At 68.9% G+C, this 21,810-nt stretch carries 12 protein-coding genes; 6 read left to right on the forward strand and 6 right to left on the reverse strand.

What is annotated here, in order from left to right; translation table 11 throughout:
- The first annotated feature begins 14 nt into the window (after positions 1–14).
- Positions 15–2,387 (forward strand): ATP-binding cassette domain-containing protein, encoded by a 2,373-nt coding sequence (locus tag FJV41_RS00060; RefSeq protein ID WP_141640294.1) that lies wholly within the window; start codon positions 15–17, stop codon positions 2,385–2,387.
- A 75-nt stretch (positions 2,388–2,462) separates the two neighbouring features.
- On the opposite strand, the gene FJV41_RS00065 is transcribed toward FJV41_RS00060, so the two are convergent.
- Positions 2,463–4,898, reverse strand: a complete 2,436-nt coding sequence (locus tag FJV41_RS00065) for a hypothetical protein (protein WP_141640295.1) — start codon at positions 4,896–4,898, stop codon at positions 2,463–2,465.
- Between the two features lie 130 nt (positions 4,899–5,028).
- On the opposite strand from FJV41_RS00065, the gene FJV41_RS00070 reads away from it, so the two are divergent.
- Both FJV41_RS00070 and FJV41_RS00075 read left to right on the forward strand, forming a co-directional pair.
- Positions 5,029–8,073 (forward strand): serine/threonine-protein kinase, encoded by a 3,045-nt coding sequence (locus FJV41_RS00070; RefSeq protein ID WP_246136905.1) that lies wholly within the window; start codon positions 5,029–5,031, stop codon positions 8,071–8,073.
- Positions 8,070–8,957 (forward strand): RNA polymerase subunit sigma-70, encoded by an 888-nt coding sequence (locus FJV41_RS00075; RefSeq protein ID WP_141640297.1) that lies wholly within the window; start codon positions 8,070–8,072, stop codon positions 8,955–8,957. Before FJV41_RS00070 ends, FJV41_RS00075 begins: the two co-directional genes overlap by 4 nt.
- Positions 8,958–8,983: 26 nt before the next feature.
- On the opposite strand, the gene FJV41_RS00080 is transcribed toward FJV41_RS00075, so the two are convergent.
- The 3 genes from FJV41_RS00080 to FJV41_RS00090 form a co-directional block, all read right to left on the reverse strand.
- Positions 8,984–12,064, reverse strand: a complete 3,081-nt coding sequence (locus FJV41_RS00080) for a serine/threonine-protein kinase (RefSeq protein WP_141640298.1) — start codon at positions 12,062–12,064, stop codon at positions 8,984–8,986.
- Positions 12,061–12,957, reverse strand: a complete 897-nt coding sequence (locus tag FJV41_RS00085; protein WP_141640299.1) for a transcriptional regulator — start codon at positions 12,955–12,957, stop codon at positions 12,061–12,063. Before FJV41_RS00085 ends, FJV41_RS00080 begins: the two co-directional genes overlap by 4 nt.
- Before the next feature lie 117 nt (positions 12,958–13,074).
- Positions 13,075–14,934, reverse strand: a complete 1,860-nt coding sequence (locus FJV41_RS00090) for a hypothetical protein (RefSeq protein ID WP_246136906.1) — start codon at positions 14,932–14,934, stop codon at positions 13,075–13,077.
- Positions 14,935–14,988: 54 nt separating this feature from the next.
- Between FJV41_RS00090 and FJV41_RS00095 the strand changes: the two genes are divergently transcribed.
- Positions 14,989–15,660 (forward strand): hypothetical protein, encoded by a 672-nt coding sequence (locus FJV41_RS00095; protein WP_141640300.1) that lies wholly within the window; start codon positions 14,989–14,991, stop codon positions 15,658–15,660.
- Positions 15,661–16,053: 393 nt separating this feature from the next.
- Here FJV41_RS00095 and FJV41_RS00100 read toward each other — a convergent pair whose 3' ends face one another.
- The gene (locus FJV41_RS00100; RefSeq protein WP_141640301.1) at positions 16,054–16,464 is read right to left on the reverse strand and encodes a VOC family protein; all 411 of its coding nucleotides are present in this window, start codon (positions 16,462–16,464) and stop codon (positions 16,054–16,056) included.
- 76 nt (positions 16,465–16,540) lie between these two features.
- Here FJV41_RS00100 and FJV41_RS00105 point away from each other — a divergent pair, with 76 nt between their 5' ends.
- Positions 16,541–17,059, forward strand: a complete 519-nt coding sequence (locus FJV41_RS00105) for a MarR family winged helix-turn-helix transcriptional regulator (RefSeq protein ID WP_141640302.1) — start codon at positions 16,541–16,543, stop codon at positions 17,057–17,059.
- 78 nt (positions 17,060–17,137) lie between these two features.
- Here the strand turns inward: FJV41_RS00105 and FJV41_RS00110 are convergent, their stop codons facing one another.
- A complete protein-coding gene (locus tag FJV41_RS00110; protein WP_141640303.1) occupies positions 17,138–18,988 on the reverse strand; it encodes an invertase recombinase-like protein in 1,851 nt (616 codons plus the stop codon).
- 353 nt (positions 18,989–19,341) lie between these two features.
- Between FJV41_RS00110 and FJV41_RS00115 the strand changes: the two genes are divergently transcribed.
- Positions 19,342–21,801, forward strand: a complete 2,460-nt coding sequence (locus tag FJV41_RS00115; RefSeq protein ID WP_141640368.1) for an ABC transporter permease — start codon at positions 19,342–19,344, stop codon at positions 21,799–21,801.
- Positions 21,802–21,810 lie beyond the last annotated feature (9 nt).

A 21,810-nucleotide genomic window follows, 5' to 3' on the forward strand; every position in this document is an offset into this window, starting at 1 on the left:
TTGGTTCCCAAGCCATGACTGAGCGCAAGCCCTCCCCCAGCCAGCCTCCCGCGGACCGCCACGACCTGATTCGCGTCCGGGGCGCACGTGAGAACAACTTGAAGGACGTGAGCGTCGAGCTCCCCAAGCGACGGCTGACGGTGTTCACCGGCGTGTCGGGCTCGGGCAAGTCGTCGCTGGTGTTCGGCACCATCGCCGCGGAGTCGCAGCGGCTCATCAATGAGACCTACAGCGCGTTCGTGCAGGGGTTCATGCCGAGCCTGGGCCGGCCGGAGGTCGACGTCCTGGAGGGGCTGACGCCGGCCATCATCGTCGACCAGGAGCGGATGGGCGCCAACTCCCGCTCGACGGTCGGCACGGCGACCGACGCCAACGCGATGCTGCGGGTGCTGTTCAGCCGCCTCGGCAAGCCGTACATCGGCTCGTCCAACGCCTTCTCCTTCAACATCCCGTCGGTCCGAGGGGTCGGAGAGGTTTCAGTCGAGAAGGGCGACGGGAAGACCGAGAAGCGCGAGTTCACGGCCGCCGGCGGCATGTGCCCGCGCTGCGAGGGCATGGGCTCGGTGACGGATATCGACCTGGCGCAGTTGTACGACGACACGAAGTCGCTCGCCGAGGGCGCGCTCACGATTCCTGGGTACACCCCCGACGGCTGGCAGGTGCGCATCTTCGCGGCCTCGGGCTTCGTCGACCCAAACAAGCCCATTCGAAAGTACACGAAGAAGGAGCTCCACGACTTCCTCCATCACGAGCCCATCAAGGTGAAGTTCGAGAGCATCAACCTGACCTACGAGGGCCTGATTCCGCGAATCCAGAAGTCGTTCCTGACCAAGGACAAGGAGGCGATGCAGCCGCACATCCGTGCGTTCGTGGAGCGCGCGGTGACGTTCACCCCCTGTCCCGAGTGTGGCGGCACCCGGCTCAACGCGGCCGCCCGGTCCTCCAAAATCAAGAAGATCAACATCGCGGACGCCTGCGCGATGCAGATCAGCGACCTGGCCGAGTGGATTCGCGGGCTGAACGAGCCGTCCATCGCGCCGCTGCTGGCGACGCTGCGGCAGACGCTCGACTCGTTCGTGGAGATTGGCCTGGGATATCTGAGCCTGGACCGACCGTCGGGGACGCTGTCGGGCGGTGAAGCCCAGCGCACGCAGATGATTCGTCACCTCGGGTCCGCGCTCACGGATGTGACGTACGTGTTCGACGAGCCGACGGTCGGCCTGCACCCGCACGACATCCAGCGGATGAACAACCTGCTGCTGCGGCTGCGCGACAAGGGCAACACCGTGCTCGTCGTGGAGCACAAGCCGGAGGTCATCGAGATCGCCGACCACGTCGTCGACCTGGGCCCTGGCGCTGGCACCGCCGGTGGTGAGGTGGTGTTCGAGGGCACCGTCGCCGCGCTGCGGGCCAGCAAGACGCTGACCGGACGGCACCTGGACGACCGGGCCTCGTTGAAGCCGTCGGTGCGCAAGTCGTCGGGGGCGCTGAAAATCCGCGGCGCCAGCTCCCACAACCTGAAGAAGGTCGACGTCGACATCCCGCTCGGTGTGCTGGTGGTGGTGACGGGCGTGGCCGGGTCGGGAAAGAGTTCCCTGATTCACGGCTCGGTGTCGGGCAGGGACGGAGTGGTGTCGGTCGACCAGGCCCCGATTCGGGGCTCGCGGCGGAGCAACCCCGCGACGTACACGGACATGCTGGAGCCCATTCGCAAGGCGTTCGCGAAGGCCAACGGCGTGAAGCCCGCCTTGTTCAGCGCCAACTCCGAGGGCGCCTGCCCCACGTGCAACGGCGCCGGAGTCATCTACACCGACCTGGCGATGATGGCCGGCATCAGCACGCCCTGCGAGGACTGCGAGGGCCGACGGTTCCAGGCGGCGGTGCTGAAATACAAGCTCGGCGGGCTCAACATCGCCGAGGTGCTCGACCTGCCCGTCAAGGACGCGGTCGCATTCTTCGGTTCCGGCGCGGCGAAGACGCCGGCCGCGCATGAGATTCTCACGCACATGGCCGACGTCGGGCTCGGCTACCTGCGGCTCGGCCAGCCGCTCACGACGCTGTCGGGTGGCGAGCGGCAGCGGCTGAAGCTCGCGACGCACATGGGCACGGACGGCGGAATCTACGTGCTGGATGAACCGACCACCGGACTGCACCTGGCCGACGTCGAGCAGATGCTCGGGCTGTTGGACCGGCTGGTCGATTCCGGCAAGTCGGTCATCGTCATCGAGCACCACCAGGCGGTCATGGCGCACGCCGATTGGATCATCGACCTGGGACCGGGCGCGGGCCACGAGGGCGGGAAGATTGTCTTCGAGGGCACCCCGGCCGACCTGGTCGCGGCGCGCTCGACGCTGACCGCTGAGCACCTCGCGACGTACATCCGCTGACCAGGGACCGTGGACCACGGGGGCGCGGGTGATGACCGCGCCCCCTCGCCGTTGATGTCGCTCCCCTTGAAGCCGCTACGCCTGACGCGGGGCGGGAAGCTCGTACCCTCTCAACTGGGCCCAGAGCACAAGCCCGTTCAGACTGTTGGGTGATTGAAGGATGGGTGCGGGTCCCAGGCTATCCGGCTTCAGCGATTCATCTTTCGGACTCTTGGCTGGGAACACTCCTTCCTTGTTGGCGTCGACCTCGTGGCACGCCTCAACCAGGGCCAGGACCTTGTCCTTGGGCAGCCCCTGCACGTAGTCCAGCATCGCTGTCGGATCGACACCGATGTGTCTTGCCAGCGCAGTGAGCACCGGCCCCACGCTGCGGCCATCCTCATCGGCATTGCGCAGGTGGTGGGCGACGCCATCCTGGGTGACACCGCCTCCCTTCAGGAAGTCCTCGGTGTGTTCGTTCTCGTGCTTGTTGGAGGCCCTCACCTTGTCGAGCTGACGGAACCCCCAGGCCGCTCCGACCGCCAGCACGATTCCCACACCAGTCAGGGCCAGACTTGCCGAGACGCCGACGAACCCTGTTGCAACCAACGCCATCTGACCCGCCGTCTGAGCCGCATAGATGCCTGCCTTGGCGAGGTCTCCATCCTTCGCGGCCATCACCCCCTGCGCGAGGGTGATTCCCGCCCCCACTGCGCCAAGGAACTTGCCCGCGGCCCATCTGCTGCCGATCGCGGCGCCGGACTGAGGGGTGGCGCGGAAGAGCCCCGCCAGTGCTTCAACCTGCAGGGCGGCGCCCAACGTGGTGTTGATGGCGGTGAGGACATTCGTGACGCTGGGATTATCGAACGCCTTGGGCACCGTCGTACCAACGCCCCATGCGGCGACCACGCCCCCCATCGATTGGAATGCCTTGGACAGAGGATCATTGAAAGCGAAAAGCCCCATGCCGCTGAGCCCATCGATGGCCCCGCGCAATGACTCGAGCGCGGTATTCAGTCCCGGGGGCAGGTTGACGCTGAAGGAGCCACCCGATGCGGGGTCGGGCACGGGATAGGCCGCCGCCTCGGTCTTCACGTTCTGAATCTTGGCGATGACATCGTTGAGTTGTTCCGGTTGCAGGCCAAACAGCGCCGCGTTCCTGCGAACACCCTCGAGCATCTCGTTGAACGCGTTCGGCTCCGAGCCGCCCGCGCCAGTCATGGTCTGTGCCGCGACGACATTCAGCGACGTGGTCGCGAACTGCGTGAGAAACTCCTTCTCGTTGTCCGTCGTCTTGGCGATGGCGGGAACGTCTTTCAGGATGGTGTTCCCACCCGTGCCTTCCCGCTTGAAGAGCGCCTGCAGCTCCTGCTGGGCATCACCGCTCTGCTCAATCCGAGGGAACTGCTCGGCCACGAGCTTCTCGTTGGCCTTGATGATGTCGTCGGCGTGGTCCATGCCCTTCAGGTTCTCGGGCATCTCCTTGAGGGACTGGGCCGTCCGGACCATCTGCCCGCCGAGCTTCTCCAGCTCGTCGTATTCGGAGAACCCCTTCTTGTATTCGGTGATGGCATTCGTCAGCTCATCCTTGGTCATCAACGGGCCCCAAGCGTGAATCAGCTCCGCGAGCTTCCCGTTATGGTCTTCGACCTTCTTGGCCACATCCTTCATGTGGTCGTTGAAGGCCTTGGTCCCCTCCTTCACGTTCTCGAGGATATCGTCGGCCTGCTTGCCGCGCCCCGTCTCCGTGAGCTGGCGGCTGACCTCGAGCGAGAGGTTCGCGCCAGCACCATGGGTGACGGCGTTCCCCAGCGCCTCGTCGAACCGCCCGATGTCCTTCTGGTCGATGTTGCGGGTGATGGACGCGCCCACCGCCTGCAACACGTCCTGGTTCTTGCCATCCTTCACCGCGATGTTGGTCGCGGCGGCCAGGTCGGTCACCACCTGGTCGTACTTCTTTTGAGGTTCGGCGATGAGCGAGGAGTCGAACTGCCCGCCATCGAGCTTCTTGGCCTGCTTGCCCAGCTCCTCGGTGATTTTGTCGACGGTCGGCTGGGCCGCGCGCAGGACTTCAGCGGCGACATCCGGAGGAGCGTTCTCGGTCTGCTTGCGCAGCTCGGCGGCGGCGGCCTCCGCGCCACCCTTCGTGAACGCATCCGCGACCGCCTGGGCCTGGGTGGCACCAGGAGGTGGCGCGGGCGCGGCGGGCGGCGGCGGCAGTTCGGCCTTCGCCATGGCAGGCCCGGCGGGCGGCGCGGCCGGAGGCGCTTCCGCACCGGACAGGTTGACGAGAGGGCGCGCGTTGGCTTGGGGGACGAACTCATCACGAGCCCCCGCGAACTCGGGCCTGTTCCTCGCCGTCGGGACCTTCGCGTCAGCAGCGGCAGCGGCGGCGGCCTTGGCCAGCTCGGCGGCGCGACGGGCCTCTTCGGCGCGACGGGCGGCCTCGGCGGCCTGCCGCTGGCGCTCCGCTTCGGCGGCCGCTGCCGCTGCATTCGGGTTCATTCCATTGGACGAGGGGATGGCGGACATAGGGGGTCTCCGGGGGGCAGAGGGCTTCTTCCCAAAGAGGTCCCGAGCCCCAACGCCATCCCAGAAAAACGCATCACCGCTTCTGCTAGCCTTTCCAGGGATGACGACGGAGTGCCCTGGCGAAACCACATTGAGCGACCTCCTCGCGGGGATGCTCGCGGCGGACCGTCGGGGCGCGGTCCTCGTCCATGTCGAGGGTTGCGTCGGGTGTCAGTGGGTCCTGGAGGCCTGTCGCACGTGGCCGCCCGAGGGCACGCCCTTGAAGCCCGGGGCGACCTTCGCGCGGTACGTGGTGGAGCGACAGCTCGGCGCGGGGGCCATGGGCGTGGTGTACGCCGCCAGGGACCCCTCGCTGGCGCGACAGGTCGCGCTCAAGGTCCTCCGCCCCGAGGGCCGTGAGGTCAAGGAGCTCCAGCAACGACTCCTCCAGGAAGCGCAGGCCCTCGCGCGCCTCTCCCATCCGAATGTCGTCACCATCCATGACGTGGGCACCCATGAGGACAGCGTGTTCCTCGCCATGGAGCTGGTGGAGGGCACCACGCTCGAAGAATGGCTCCGACAGGAGCGCCCCTGGCGGGAAGTGGTGCGCATCTTCCTGGAAGCGGGACGGGGCCTGGCCGCGGCACACGCCGTGGGGCTCGTGCATCGCGACTTCAAGCCCGCCAACGTCCTGGTGGGAGGCCAGGGCCGCGTCTACGTGACGGACTTTGGCGTCGCGCGCTCCATGCTCCGAGGAACGCTGCCTCCACCTCCCGAGGCCCTTCGCATCGAGGAGATTCCCCCTGGCCCCCTCACCCGCACTGGAGCCCTTCTCGGCACCCCGGCCTACATGGCGCCAGAGCTGCTGGACGGAGGGATTGCCGACGAGCGCTCCGACCAGTTCAGCTTCTGCGTCGCACTGCACGAGGCCCTCTACGGGGCCCGCCCTTTCGAGGGCGCCGACCTGGAGACGCTGGCCCGGTCCGCGCGCGAGGGAATCCTCCGGCCCGTGAAGGGCACGGTCCACGTTCCCGCGTGGATACGACGCGTGGTGCTGCGGGGCATCCAGGCGCGCCCCGAGGACCGGTTCCCCTCCATGGAGGCCCTGCTCGCGGCGCTGTCCCCTTCCCCCAGGCGCAACCGGGCCCGGGCCTGGGCCCTGCTCTCGCTGATGGTCCTGGTGGGTGCGGGCGCGGCATATCAGTGGGCCCATCGAAACGATGCGCGCTGCGAGCAGGAGGTGCAACGACTCACCTCGACGTGGAATCCCTCACGGCGGGAGAAGGTGCGGCAGGCTGTTCTCGCCACGAAGGCCCCTTATGCGGACACCGTCTGGGCACAGCTCGCCCCCGCGCTGGATGCATATGCCCAGCGCTGGCAGACGCTGCGTGGCGAGTCCTGCGCCGCGAGGAGCGACGACCTGTCGACGCCCGCCTGGCAGACCGCGACCTGTCTGGACGCCCGACTCTGGCGCTTCACCGCCACCGTCGAGGTGCTGGCGAAGGCGGACCCGCTGACCCTACAGAACGTGCCTCGGCTGCTCACCTCGCTCGAGGGGCTCGACGCGTGTCGGGACACTCCCGCGCTGGCCACGCGCCCGCAGCCCGCCGAGGCCATCCGGAGTCGCGTCGATGAGGTGCGAAGCAAGCTGGCCCAGGTCCAGGCCCTCCTCTTCGCCGGGCAGTACACGACCGCGCTCGCGCGGACGCCGGCCCTGACGGAGGCGCTGAAGGGGCTCGACTTCCGACCGCTGGAGGCGGAGGTCCTGCTCGTGCAGGGAGACCTGCTGGGGAAGTCCGGCAAGATGAAGGAGGCCGAGGCGACCCTCTACAAGGCCGTGTACGCGGCGGAGGCGGGCGGTGACGACGAGTCGGTGGCCCGCGCCTGGGTGCTCCTCTTGTGGGTCGTCGGCAATGAACTGGCGCGCGTGGAGGACACGGAGCGCATCACCCAGCATGCCCGGGCCGCCGTGGAACGCGTGGGGAGGATGCGCTTCCCAGTCACCACCTCCGACATGCACCTGTGGCGCGCCGTGGTGCTCAGGCAGCGCGGCAAGCTGGAGCAGGCCGAAGCCGAAGCCCTCCAGGGGTTGGCCTTCTCCCGCGAGGCCCATGGTCCCGCCAGTCCCTACACCGCGATGTTCCTGCTCGCGCTGGGACAGCTTCGCTACTCCCAGCAGCGAGGAGAAGAGGCCCTGACGCTCCACGAGGAGGCTCGCGCCATCCTCGAATCCACGTTCGTTCCAGAGCACGCCACCCGCCTGTCGCTCGACAACAGCATCGCGTTGGACCAGTGGCTGCTGGGGCGGTACGAGCAGGCCATCGCCGGCTGGCGGAGAATCCTGACCATCCAGGAGCGAACCCAGGCACCGGAGCACGTCGCCCTCGCATCGCCCCTGCTCAACCTGGGAGCGCGCCTGCGGGTCGAAGGGCAGTTGGACGAAGCCCGGGGTCACCTCGAACGGGCGCTCGCCATTCTCGAGAAGGCCCATGGCCCCAATCATCCACGGGTGGCCGCGGCGCTGGAGGCGCTCGCCTTGCTGGAGCTGGATGCGGGCCAGCTCGAACGAGCGCTCGCCTACTGCGAGCAATCCCTGACGCGCATCCGGAACGTCCTCGGGCCCGAGTCTCCACGCAACGCCATGCCGCTCTTGATACGCGGACAGATACACCTCGCGGCGGGCCGCTTCGCGACCGCGAAGAAAGACCTGCGAGACTCGCTCGAGCTCGCGGAGAAAGAGCACGGCAAGGACAGCGTCCTGTCCACGGACATGCACATCTGGCTGGGCAACACGGCGCTGGCCTCGGGCCAGCCGCGAGAAGCCATGGTGCACTGTCAACGGGCCCTGGCCATCGACGAGAAGGACTCCGCGCTGCAACAACTCCGCGACGTGGCGCTGGAGCTCACGTGCGTCGCGGAGGCGCGGCTCGCGCTGAAAGAGCCGGCGCAAGCGCTGCCCCTGCTCGAGAGAGCGTGGGACATCCACACGCGGCACCCGCCCCTGGACCCACTGGACGCGGGCCGTGGCGCCTTCCTGCTGGCCCGCGCCGTGGCGGAGCAACACCCATCTCCGGACCTCGCCCGCGCTGCACGACTCACCGAGGAAGCCAGGGCCCGCCTGGGCAGGCTGGGAGTCCGGGCCGCTCCAGAGCTGCGCAACCTGATGGCGCGACAACGGCTCGAGGCCTCGCGATGACGAGCCCGGCCCTCGTGCTCGCCGCGTGGCTCCGAGCAGAGCTGCCGCCCGCGAAGGCCGCCCTCCTCGACGATGTGGACGGGCTGGAGCCGCTCCTGGAGCGACACGTCGCCTCCGCACGGGAGGCCTGGCCCGAGCTGGCGCTCGATATCCCCACGTTCCTTCGGCACATGGCCCGGCATCTGCCGGCGGAGAATGCGCCGGAAGTGCTCCGCCAGTTGCATGCGAGCGACCTGTATCTCGCCTGCGCCTGCGCCGCCGGGGAAGAATCCGCGCTGCGGGGCTTCGAGCGGCACGTCCTGCGACGGATTCCCGAACGCATCCACACCCTTCCCCGGGACGTGGTGGACGAAGCGCTCCAACAGCTCCGCGAGCAGTTGCTGTTGGGCCGGGCGGACACGCCCGCGAGGATCGCGAGCTATTCAGGCCGAGGGCCGCTCCTGGCCTGGGTGACCATCTCCGCGGCCCGACTCGCCGCGGGGCTCGCGAACCGGGAGGGCCATACTCCCTTCTCCGAAAAGTCTCCGGACACCTACGTCCAGCTCCTCACGCCCGGAGACCCCGAGCTGGAGTTGCTACGAAAGGATTCGAGGACCATCGTCGCGGACGTGCTCCGCAAGGCATTGGCCGCCATGCCTGGACCGGAGCGCGCACTGCTGCGCCTGCACCACCTCCATGGCTACAACATGACCCAGCTCGCCACCGTCTTCGGAGACTCCCGCTCCGGCATCGCGCGCAGGGTGCTGCTGGCCCGTGGGCGGCTGCTGAAGCTCACTCGCGCGGAGCTGGCTTCGCGACTTCGTCTCGACGACACCCAGCTCGAGAGCTTCCTGGGCTTGATTCGCAGTCGCCTGGACTTGAGCTTGAGCAACCTCATGATTTGAGGGTGGGGGCCCTACTCAGGCGTTCCTCATCCATCATCCACGTCCCCGCGACAGCGCCCCAGCTCGGCCCGCGCCTCCGCCGTCTCCTGCGCATAGGCCTTGCTCCAGGTGGACAGCTCCTCCCAGGCGCGCCGAGCCTCCACGCAGGCCTCCTCCACCGCACCCGTCAGCCGGAGCGCCCGCGCGAGCCGACGACGCACTCTTGGGACACGCGCGGAGACCACCTGCCGCGCCGTGAGCACCTCCAGCGCGGTGCGCAGCGGCGCCAGGGCCTCGGAGGGCTGGCCCCGCGCGAGGTGGACGTCCCCCAAGAGGAGCAACGCCTCGATGCGCTCGGACGACGAAGGCCCCAAGTCATTCTCCATGCTCACGAGCGCCCGCTCCACATGCCCCCGGGCCTCGTCCACCCGCCCCAGGAAGAGGAGGGCATCCGCCAGGGCTCGCAGCCCCGCGCCATCCACCTCGCCCTTGGCGACCAGGGGCGCCTGGAGCAAGACGCCGCGCGCATGAAAACCTCGCGCCTCGTCCGGACGCCCCAGCAGACGCAGCAACCTGCCCACCTCGTGGACGTCCAAGGCCACCTCCGGGTGTGAGGCGCCGTAGACGCGCTCGCGATGCGCCAGGACGCGTCGCACGTGCGCCAGCTCCAGCGGACGCTCACCCTGCTCTCCCAGGACGCCGAGCCGGTTCGACTCCATCCCCATCAGCACCGGACTGTCCGCGGCCACGCTCGCGCGCGCTACCGCCCAGCTCTCCTCCGCGGCCTTGCGCGCCTGGGCCCCATGTCCCCACTCGAAGTAGACGAGGGCCAGGTTGGACAACGTCCGGGCCACCGACAGGTTCTCCTCGCCCAGCGTCCGGCGAAGGATTCCGAGCGCCCGTTGGAGGACCGCCTCGGCCCTCGTCAACTCACCCAGCAGGGCCAGGGTGCCACCCAGGTTCGCCAGGGCCCGACCCGTGTCCCGGTGCACCGGACCAAAGTGCTCCTCATGGAGCCGCAGCGCCTCCTCCTGCCAATGCTTCGCCTCCAGCAGGCGCCCCTGTTGCCGGGCCAGCAGGCCCAGCCGACCACTCAGCTCCGCACGCGCGTGCGTCTGTCCGCGCGTGGTGACGGTCTCCAGCGACGCACGCAAGAGCGGCTCCGCCTCCGAGAAGCGGCCCTCCTGCTCCAGCAGCTCCGCCTGCACGTTGTCCAACATCGTGTCCAGCTCGGCGTCACGCAGCGTCTCCGCCACGGCACGGGCGCGCTGGAGGAAGGGCCACGCCTCCGGGGTGCGCCCCAAGCCATATCCATGCAGCCAGGCCTGCGACTTCAGCACCCGCGCGAGCACACCCAGGTGTCGCCCCGCCTCGGCCGCCAGCGAGCCCTGGGCCAGCGACGCTCGCGCGTCCTCGAACGCTCCCGCATCCTCCTGCAACAGCGCGCAGAGCTGATGCGCCTCCGCTTCCAGGGGTCGATGCCGGGTGGCGAGCGCGCGCTCCCGGGCAGGCAGCGCGATTCGCAGCGCCTCCGGTGTATGCCCCGCGAGCAGCTCCGCGTTCGCCCGCGCCAGCTCCGTGCGCACCGCGTCCACCTCCGCGCGCACCCTCGGGTCTTCCGGTGGAGACACGGCCTCCTGCAACGTGCGCACGTCCGCGCAGCGGCCCACGCCGCCAATCGAGGCGCCCAGCCCGAAGCCCCGCTCCACCGTCCGCGCGTCCGCTCCCTGCAGCACCACCGTCAGCCGAGACAGCTCTCCCAGCCGCTGGTCCAGACACGTCATCCGAAGCCCGAGCACTGCCTCCGACTGCTCACCGAAGACGCGAGTCGCCTCGCACGCGGACTGATGCGCGTGCATCCAGTCCCGGGTCCACCGCTCCAGTGATGAGGCCACGGCCTGGAACGAGGCTTCGGCAGAAGGGTCCTCCGTCCTCAGGAAGGCCAGATGTGTGGACTCACGCACGGACACATCCCAGATGCCCGCGAGGTGCCGCTCACTGCCCTGACAGAGTTCGCTCGGTGGCGCCGCTGAAGGCCCCAGCACGACGAACCCCAGCCCCACCACGCCTCCCGCGAGCACAGCCGTGGCGGCGATGCGCTTCCAGGCCACCACCTCCCGTGAGAGCTGGGCCCGCAGCACCTGCATGGACTCGAAACGCCGCGACGGGTCCACGGAGAGTCCACGCCGGACCACGGCCTTGAGCCACGAGGGCACGCCCCGCGTCTCGGGACGAACCTCCTGGCGCTGCATGGACGACAGGAGTTCCTCGCGCGTGGCGCCCTCGAAGGGCCGCTGCCCGTTGAGCGCCTCGTAGAGCGCGACGCAGAAGGCAAACTGGTCCGAGCGAGCATCCCCCCGCTCTCCGCGGAGCTGCTCCGGCGCGCCATACGCGAGCGTCCCCAGGAACGCCCCGGTGACAGTGAGCGACTCTCCACCAGGGACTGGAGCCTCGTCTTCTCGAAGAGGCTCCAGGGCACCCGCCGCGTTGGCCAGGCCGAAGTCGGTGATGCGCACCTGACCATCGCGCGTCAGCAGGACGTTGTCGGGCTTGAAGTCGCGGTGGATGATGCCCAGCGCGTGCGTCGCCGCGATCCCATCCGCCGCCTGGATGAAGCGCGCGAGGATTTCCCGGCGCGTGCGCGGCTTCTCCGCCAACCACCGCCGGAGCGTGCCGCCCTCGACCAACTCCATGACCAGGAAGAGCTGCCCCTGGAACTCGCCCACGTCGTGCAAGTGGGCAACATGGGGATGCGACAGCCGGGCCATCGTGCGGGCCTCGCGCTCCAGTCGCTGACGCGCCTGGGCCAGGGAGTCCACCCCCAGCCTCGCGAGGTTCAGCAGCTTGAGCGCCACCTTGCGGTCCAGCTCCGGGTCATAGGCGGCATGGACGCGCCCCATGCCTCCTTCGCCAAGCAGACCGAGCACCATGTACCGCCCCACGCGCGCGCCGGAGACGAGCAGCCCCGTGTCGACCAGCGGTGGAGGCGCCTCGAGTCCGCCCAGCGCGGCGAGCACGCTCCGGCACTCCGAGCAGCCCGCGACATGCTGGCGCACGACCGCCGTGCCCTCCGAGTCCAACGCGCCATTCGCATAACCCGAGAGCGTGTTCTCGTCCGGGCAGCTCATTCGCGCACCGCCAGCAGACCCGAGAGGCTCAGGTCCAACCGGCCATGGATGGCGCGCATCAGGCTGTCGACTTCCGGCTCGGGCAGAGACAGACGCTCGGCGAGCGCTCGCCGCGTGCGCTTCTCCAGCAGCGTCTGCACCGCGGAGAGCCTGCGTGAGAGCGTGGACTTGTGCAGGTCGAACAGCGCGCCCATGCGCTCCAGGGAGAGGCGCTCGACGAAGTGCAGTCGCAGCAGCTCCCGGTCCTCGTCGTCCAGCGAGGCCACCGCCCGGATGAAGGCCGCGCGCACATGCCCCCGAGCCTCCTCCCGGACGAAGCCCAGCTCCAACCCACCCGGGGCGGGATGTGCGGCGAGCACCTCCGCCTCGACGTGTGATTCTTCCCCCTGCGCCTTGCGCATCCTCAGCGCGAGCCGCACCGCGGAGATGCTCACCCAGTGCAGCAGCGGACCCATACCCGAGTAGCCAAGCAACCGTGACGGTGCCTCCTCGCGAGGCATCAGGAGGTTGGCCCGGAGCACCTGCAGCACCTCGTCCGCGAACGCCGGCGAGGGATGGATGCGCGATAGGGGGACGCGCAGCTTGAGGAGGACCTCCTGCTCCAGGAGCGCGCAGGCCGCCGGCAGCCCCTGCGCGCAGGAGAGCGCGAGCGCGAGGTCCCGGGCATGCAGTCGCTCCAGCGCGCGCATCGGGTCCGGCGCCCGTGAAAGCTGGGCCCCGAGGTGACGCGCGAAGGTGCTTGGCTCGGGCGCGGCGGCGCGGAGGGCGGCGGCCTGGGAGACGGCTCGCTCCACCGCGGCTCGGGCTCCCGGAGCCTCTCGGAGACGGAGGGAGGACTGCTCGCCGGCGGACCGCACCACCAGCTCGAAGGACTCGGCGTCAGCCCCATGCATCCCAGGCACTCCTGACATCAAGCCCACGATTCGACGGAACCGGGGCCCACGCCCAGGAGGCTACCACCGACACCCACGACGGTTCAGCGCTTCTGGAGCGCCCCGTCGCCCGACAGCTCACGGCATGCGCAGGGTGAAACTCCAGGACCTGGCAACACCCACGAAAGGGTCGGGAGAGGTGGCCACGACGCCATAAGTCCCCGACGATTCGGCGGTGAAGCGCCGGGTCGCCGTTGGCGCATCGAGCACTACGGGAACTTCCACGCCATTCGGGTCGAGAATCCGGAGGTTCGCTGCCCTCGACTCCACGACGTAGGTCTGCGCCGCCTCCGACTCGAAGGAGAAGGCGTCGACGTCCGTGGCCAGCTCGAAGACGCCGTTCACCGTCGCTGGGAGGGGCAACGGCGTGGCATGGGCCGCGTCGTCGCCGTAGTCATCCGTCCCGGTCCGCTCCATCAGGAACGTGAAAGATCGAGGGGTGTCCCGCGAGCTCATGGAGAAGGTGACGTCACCCGAAGCCAGCAGGTGGGCATTCCAGACGCCAGCCATGGCGGTCCGGTACAGTCGGATGGACGCGACGGGAGCGTGCATCGACAGCGTGCAGTCAGGCAGGCACGTGAGCCGGTAGACCCCATCCGCCTCGAGCGGGACCGTGACGGCATCCAGGTCCGTCACCTTGTGGATGAGCCCGGTGACAGTCTCACCCACTTCAGCGCGGGTGGCCGTTTCGGGGGTGCCTCCATGGTCATCCGGCCCCAGGTTCTCCACCCGCACCTGGAAGTCCGTCCCCCAGCCTGAATCCCTTTGGACGTGCACGTAGTACGTCCCCGTCGAGGCCGCTTCCTGGAGGATTTGACTCAAGGTGGTCTCGGCCAGCGTCTTGCCGTCCGCATCCGTGAGCTTGACGCTCCGCTCGCGCGGAGGGGAAAGCCTCACGTCAAAGATTTCCCCCGCGGTGAAGGAGAAGGAGAAGACATCCACGTCGTTGGTGCCCTGGAGCCGTGCCGTCGCGGGGACACCGGCTGTCAGTCGGGTCGCGGCGGAAGGCTCATCCGCGTGGTCATCCATCCCCAGGTCGTCCAACCGACACTGGGTGGCCGGAAGACTGCCGCTTGAGGTGCGGACACGGACGAACCACGTGCTCGAGTCCGCGGTCTTGAGGCCCACGCGGTGCCCCGGCCCCTCACCCGGCACCCAGCTCTCCTGCACGACGCCCGCGCCATTCATCAGGCTCAAGTTGGCTCGTTCGGCCTCACATGAAAACCGGAAGCCATGGCCCGGCTCCGTGCGGAAGGTGAAGACATCCTCGTCACCGTTGAACTCGAGCGCGACAGGGAATGGCACGCCCGTCAGCGCCAGCGGCGCCGCCGTGGCGAGTGTGTCGCCGTGCGCATCCTTGCCCAGGTCTTCCAATCGGTAGCGATACGTCCCCGAAGCCTCGCCCTCCACCGCGGCCACTGTGATGAACCGGGGGGCTGCTTCCGTGGAGATGAACTCCAAGGGGGCGTCGCCTCTCGCCGGGAGGACCGGCGAGCCGACCTGCTTCCCCGAAGCATCCAGCATGCGCACATCCACGTTGGCCAGGGTGCCTGACAGAACGATGAAGCGAAAGCCATGTCCCGCCATGGTGGGCATGGCGAAGACGTCGTGGTCCCTCAACTTTCGGAAGGGAGGCTGGATGACGCCCTCGTGGAAGTCCACGGAGGGTGCAAGCGTCGTCGCGGCCGACACGGCGTCGCCATGATCGTCCGGCTGCCGGGAGGCGGTAATGAAGCAGGTGAGGCCCGCGGCCTCCTCCCAGGCGCCGCAGCGACACACGGGAGCGCCGTCTTCGGAGACGCAGCGCCCCGCGCTGCATTCCACATCGGCGCAAACGCGCGCGTCTTCTTCGGCGGAGGGGAAACCACAGGCGACCCAGAGGCCGCAGGCCACCAGCGCGAACAGGCGCGGGATGAAAAAAGAGCGAATGAGGGACACCGGAGACCTTGGGTTGACGACCGTCGAGCGACCGTAATAACCAAACACCCGCGCATGCAAACGCTCTCTCGTCCCGCCGCGCTGGCGCTGGTCCTGCTGTCTTCTCCAACCTTGGCGGAGGAACACGCGGAGCTCGAAGGGGGCTTTCCGCGCTGGCTCGCCATCTCCGCGCGCGGGGGCTACCTCATGCCGGGCGGGCGCATGGATGGCTCCGCCGAACCGTTCTACCTGTACGAAGTCTACAAGGGGCTCTTCGCCGCCATCCTGGAACCCACCGTCCGAATCGGCCCGAACGTCGAGTTGGGGCCCTGGCTTCAGCTCGCCCACGCGCAGATGCGGATCCGCTGCTCCGCCGACCAGGCGTGTCCGGGCAGCAACCTGCGCTTCGGACTCCAAGGCAACTACCACTGGAATCCAGCCGGCCCCTACTCACCCTGGGCGGGGGTGGCGCTCGGCCACGAAACGACGTCGTTTTCGATTGGAGACGTCGACATCACGTACTCCGGGCCGGAAATCACGCTCCAGGCAGGGTTCGACAGGAACTTCGGCGGAGCCTTCTGGGCGGGGCTCTTCGTCAATGTCACGGGCGGCCGATACAGCACGCTGGATGTGGACCTGAGCACCGGCTCTGGAAGCGAGAGCCTCCGCGAGCGGACCCTCCACATGTGGGTCGGCTTCGGCTTCCGCGTGAGGGTGGCCGCGCCCCTCCCAGCGGCCCCTCGCTGACGCCGGGACAGTCCTCATCGAGCCCTGATGACGGTGGTCATCACCCTCGTTGGCTCCAGACACCGGCCACAGTGCTCCGGAGCCCGTCCCGGCTAAAGCGCTTCAGAGGGAAAACGGCACACGGGGAGGACCGCGAGAGGCGGGCACACGGCCGTACTCTAGGGAGGTCACGTCACGGGCTGGACGACGTCTGGCCCCATCCCCACCGCCTCCCCGGAGCACTCCCATGCGCGTCTCCAACCGCCCCGCGTCCACCTCCGCCACGACCCCGGCTTCGTCCTCCAGCGCGGCGGCGTCCCCCGACAAGAAGGACGGCGTCTCGAACCTCTTTGGGTTCTGACGCGGCAGCGCTCCAGAGGGCCGGGCGCGGCGTCGAGCGAGCATCCGCGACGCCTATGCGCCCTTCAACTCGATGGTGTTGCCCTCCGGGTCCTGGATGTAGAACGAGAAGCCGTCACCCGTCGCACCGTACCGCTCCCCAGGAGCGAACACCGCGACACCCTGCTCGGCCAGGTGGGCGCGAATCGCCGCCTCGTCGAACGGCTGCACGGTGATGCAGAAGTGGTCGACGTTGCGGCCCTCACGCCCCGGTGCCGCGCCTCCCGCGCGCCCCAGCTTTCCATCCAGGGACACCAGGTCAATCATCGCCGTCCCCGCCCGCAGGTGCGTCAAGCCGAGGTGCGGCACCTCCCGGTCGACGGTGCAGCCAATCACGTCCCGATAGAAGGAGGCCATGCGCGCCGCGTCGGCGACACGCAGGACCAGGTGGTCGACCGTGGCTGGTTGGAAGGGTCGCTGACTCATCGCTGGAACTCCATTATCTTGATGTCGAGACAATGCAGCCGACTTATCTCGACGTCAAGACATCTGGAGTTCGCGAATGAGCAGGAGCACCCAGGACCATGTCGACCGCTTGCGGGGCCAGTGGGAGCGGGAGCTTCCGGACGTCGACACCCAAGGGATGGAAATCCTCGGGCGGGCCCGTCGCATCACCCTGCGGGTGCGGCCCCCCATCGAAGCGGTGTTCGAGGAGCACGGCCTGGACACGGGTGAGTTCGACGTCGTGTCAGCGCTGCTGCGCTCGGGCCCGCCCTACCGGATGCGCCCGACGGAGCTCTACAAGTCGCTGATGATTTCCTCCGGGGGGCTGACCGACCGACTGGCCCGGCTGACCCGTGCGGGCTTGATTCGCCGCCCCGCGACGGAGGGAGACGCGCGCAGCCTTCCGGTGGAGTTGACCCGGGAGGGCCGTGAGCGCACCGAGGCGGCGTTCCGCGCCGACATGGCCGTCGAGGCCCGGTTGCTCGCGGGCCTGTCACGCAACGAGCGAGCGACGCTGACCTCGCTCCTGCGGAAGCTGACGCTGAGCCTGGAGACAGCGGAGACCGAGGACGGGTGACTCACGACGAAAAGAGGGTCGAGCGCTGTCGGGTTCATCCACCCCGGCCGGCGCTCGACCCTTCATGCGACAGCGGCGCTAGTCCTTCGTACAGACGACGTCGTCGACCTGGAGGTGGTCGCGGTCGGCTTCACTCCGGCTCGGGTAGAGGAACAGGCGCCAGTCGCGCACGTTGCCGGTGAAGCGGAAGAACACCGGCTGCCACTCATCACTGTCGACGACGAGGAAGTCCGTCTGCGGGCTCCAGCCTCCACTCGAGTAGATTCGATGACGGATGCTGCCGTGGCCTCGCACCCGGTACGAGCAGGAGTAGTTGCCGCTCGGGACGTTGAACTTCTCCGTGGAGAAGCGCTCGGCGACCTGGATGGGGACGACGAACTGCAGCGCCGTCGAACCGCCGTGCACCGCGTTGAGGTAGCGCACGAGACGCGTGGGCTTGATCTCCGTGCCCGGGTCCGCGACGCCGTTGTCGATGCCGTACCAGTAGTCAGGGATGAGATGGTTCCCCTGGTAGGGGATGGAATAGATGTTCCAGGACTCGAAGCCACCGTTGCGGACGATGTTCGCGGGGTGCTCCGCTGGGACGCAGCTGCGGGTCGCCGGGTCACAAGCCGGCAGGGCGCCGACGCAGTCGAGGGTCGTGAAGCAGGCGCCTTCGGCCAGCTCACACACGCCCGTCGTGGGATTGCAGGTCGTCGCAGGGCTGCTGCACACGACTCCAGCGCAAGGGTCTCCGGCGACGCAGAGGTGCGTGCTGGTTTCGCAGACCGGCGTCTGCGGAGTCTCCGCGCAATCGGCGTGGCGGACGCAGCGGTCCTCGGCGACCACGCACGTATTGGTGTCGTCACAGGCCTCCCACGCGGCGCAGTCCCCGCCGATGTTGCAGCGACCCGAGAGCGGCTCGCAGGTCGCGGAGGCATTCACGCACCGCTCCCAGGACTCGCAGCTGACCACGTCACACGGTTCGGCCGCCCGCATGCAGCGCACGTCGTCGAGGAGCAGGTTCTCTCCGCTCGTATTCCGAACGCTGAAGATGAGTTCGAACGTGTCGAAGACGTCGCTCGCCAGGTTGAAGTTGTACGTCACCTGGGTCCACGCCGTGGTGTCGACGGAGGTGTAGGACGAGTACGAGGAGTAGTCGTCGTCGAAGAAGGCATTCCGGACATCACCGGTGCCCCGCGCCTGGAAGGTGCAGGAGTAGCGACCGGCGGGCATCGACTTCGCCAGCGTCGTGAACCGCCGATGCGTGGAAGAGGCGTTGGTCAGCCGGACCGCGTTCACTCCTTCGAAGGCATTCGTCGTCACCTTTTGCACGGCGCCGGAATCGATATTCGACTTGCTGCCAAACCACTGCGCCGGAAGCGCATCGGGCCACACCTCGAAGCCCCAGTTGTCGATGACGCTCACGACGGGAGGCTCACCGGCGTCCGGAGTCCCACCACCCGCGTCAGGCGTCCCACCACCCGCATCGGGGAGCTCACCACCCGCGTCCGGCGTCTCACCTCCAGCATCGGGGAGCTCACCACCTGCGTCCGGAAGCTCTCCGCCCGCGTCCGGCGTCACCTCGCCTGCGTCGGGAAGCTCTCCGCCCGCGTCCGGCGTCACCTCGCCCGCGTCGGGAAGCTCTCCGCCCGCATCCGGCGTCACCTCGCCCGCGTCCGGAAGCTCTCCGCCCGCGTCCGGCGTCACCTCACCCGCGTCCGGAAGCTCTCCGCCTGCGTCCGGAATGTCTCCGCCCGCGTCCGGCGTCACCTCGCCCGCATCCGGAGTCCCATCACCCGCGTCGGGCGTCCCAACACCCGCGTCCGGCGTCCCATTTCCCGCGTCAGTCCGGGTCTCCCCCGCATCGGGAATCACCCCAGGCTCTGAATCACCACAGGAAACAACCAAGACCAGCAACGCGGTCAGACACCCTCGAAACAACGTCAAAGCAAGCCTCCGGGTCCCAGCAAAGTTCCTCTCGTACCACAATTTTCAAGCAGCGCGGGTGGCGCCGGGGTCACAAGAGGACCGCACCGGGGAGGGTTCACAACTCGGGAGGATTCGCCAGGACGGTCGGTGCTGCTGGCCTCGGACCCAGCGCGGCGCAACGGAGCAAGCCCGCGCCAACCGCTCCCCCATGCGGTTCCGAGCCGCTCGTTCCCATCTGGAATCAGCTCAAGGACAAGCCTGGCGGGAATTGGCGACGCCCTCGACCCGAGGCCTGATTGACGCAGCGGCCGGGTTTCAGTCTCCCCCACCCCGTGCGGCAATCGTTCGACGGCCAGGACGTAGCCTCCCGCGTGGACACCTTCTTTGTTGGATTGCGTCAGGCACTGCGCTCGCTGCGCCGGAGCCCCGGTTTCACGCTCAGTTGCGTCCTGATGCTGGCGGTAGGCATCGGAGCGAGCACCGCGCTCTTCAGCGTGGTGGAGGGGGTGCTGCTGCGCCCCCTGCCCTATCCAAGTCCCGAGCGCCTCGTGCACCTGTCGCAGCGGACGGCCGTCGGCCGCTCGATTCCGTTCTCGGACCCCAACTTCGAGGATGTGCGGACACAGAGCCGCACCGTCTCGGCGCTGGCCCAGGTATCGGGAGCGGCGAGCGTCGCCGTCACCGGCACGGACGAGCCGACCTTCGCCATGATGGCGCTCGCCTCGCGCGACTTCTTCCGCGCCTTCGCGGTGCAGCCCGTACAGGGCCGCCTATTCGCCGAGGATGAGCAACAGCAGGGAGGCGCCCCGGTGGTGGTCGTGAGCCAGACCTTCTGGAAGCGGCACCTGGGCGCACGGCCGCTGCCGCTGTCGGACACCCTCACCTTCGAGGGGCGCGCCTATACCGTGGTGGGTGTGATGCCCAAGTCCTTCGACTACCCGGTGGGCACACAGCTGTGGATTCCGCGCGAGTTGAAGGCGCCCCTGCCCAGCAGGACCGCGCACAACTGGTGGGTGGTGGGACGGCTGGCGGAGGGCGTCAACCCCCAAGCCGCGCAAGCGGAGCTCACGGGCATCGCACGGGAGCTCGAGGCGCGGTACGGCCGGGAAATCTCGATGCAAGACATCGCCATGGTGCCCCTGCACGAGAGCCTGGTGGGGAGTGCCCAGTCCACGCTCTACGTGCTGCTGGGCGCCGCGGCCTTCCTGTTGCTGGTGGCGGGAGCCAACGTCACCAACCTGCTGCTGGCCCGCGCGGCGACCCACAGGCGCGAGCTCGCCGTCCGAGTGGCGCTGGGCGCCGGGCCCGGCGCGTTGGCGCGGCGGTTCCTCACAGAGTCGCTGCTGCTGTCGCTGGCCGGCGGTGCGCTGGGCACCCTGCTCGCAGCATGGAGCGTGCGCGCACTGCTCGCGTTCGAGCCGGGCCGCCTGCCACGCGTGGACGAGGTGGAGGTGAACGCCACCGCGCTCCTCTTCGCGCTCGGGCTCTCGCTGCTCCTCGCGCTGGGGCTCGGGCTGGTGACGGCGTTGCGCGCGGCGCGCCAGAACCCCTGGGCCACGCTGGTGCAGGCGGGGCGCACCCAGGCCGGAGGAGTCGGAGCGGAGCGCACGCGCCGTGCCCTCGTGGTCGGACAGCTCGCGCTCGCGCTGGTGCTGCTGCTGGGCGCGGCGCTGCTCGGGCGCAGCCTGATGCGCCTGCTCTCGCTGGACCCGGGATATCGCACCGAGGACGTCGCGGTGCTCAGCCTCGTGCTCCCTCCCGTCGAGGACGAGGCGGGGTGGCGGCGCAACCTTCAACTGCAGGAGCAACTCCTCGCGCGGCTGGGCGCACTGCCCGGAGTGCGCGCGGTGGGCGCCGTGAGCAACTTCCCGCTCGAGGGGAGCCCCTCGGGCTACGGCACCTTCCTCGTGCTCAACCGTCCCGACGAGGTGAAGAGCATCGAGGACTTCGGGCGGCTGGCGCATGAGCGCGAGCGCACGGGCTCCGCCGAGTACCGCGTGGCGAGCGAGGGCTACTTCCATGCGCTCGACATTCCGCTCGTGCGCGGGCGCCACTTCGATGCACGCGACACCGCCGAGGCGCCTCATGTCGCCGTCATCAGCGAGTCGCTCGCGAAGGCCCGCTGGCCCCAAGAAGACCCGCTGGGCAAGACCATCCAGTTCGGCAACATGGACGGCGACCTGCGTCCCTTCACCATCGTCGGCGTGGTGGCGGACGTGCGCGAGCGGGGGTTGGATGAGGCGCCGAAGCCCATGTTCTATGGCTGCTCCCGCCAACGGGCGCGCGCCTCCTCCCGCTTCCACCTCGCCGTGTACGGCCCGATGGGCTCCGCGGCCCTCGTCACCGCGGTCCGGCCGGTGCTGCGTGAGCTCGCCCCCGAGCTGCCCTCGCGCCTGCACACCGTGGAGAGCCTGCTCACGGACTCACTCGCGCCCAGGCGCTTCAGCCTCCTGCTGCTGGGGGCCTTCGGTGTCGTGGCGCTGCTGCTCTCTGTCGCGGGGCTCGCGGCCGTCGTGTCCTATGCGGTGGCGCAGCGCACCCAGGAGTTCGGCATCCGCTTCGCCCTGGGAGCGACGGCGGGGGACGTACTGAAGCTGGTGCTCCGGCAGGCGGCGCTGCTCTCGGGGCTGGGCGTGGCGCTCGGCGTGCTGGGCGCCATCGGGCTCAGTCAGGTGCTCGCGGGGCTCGTCTACGGAGTGAGCACCACCGACCCGCTCGTCTTCGCCGCGGTGGCGCTCCTCCTGCTCGGCGTGGCGCTGCTCGCAAGCTGGTTGCCGGCCCGGCGAGCCTCGCGGGTGGACCCGATGACGGCGCTGCGCTCGGAGGCCTGAACCGCGCCC

Source organism: Myxococcus llanfairpwllgwyngyllgogerychwyrndrobwllllantysiliogogogochensis (genome assembly GCF_006636215.1).
GTDB classification, from domain to species: Bacteria; Myxococcota; Myxococcia; order Myxococcales; family Myxococcaceae; genus Myxococcus; species Myxococcus llanfairpwllgwyngyllgogerychwyrndrobwllllantysiliogogogochensis.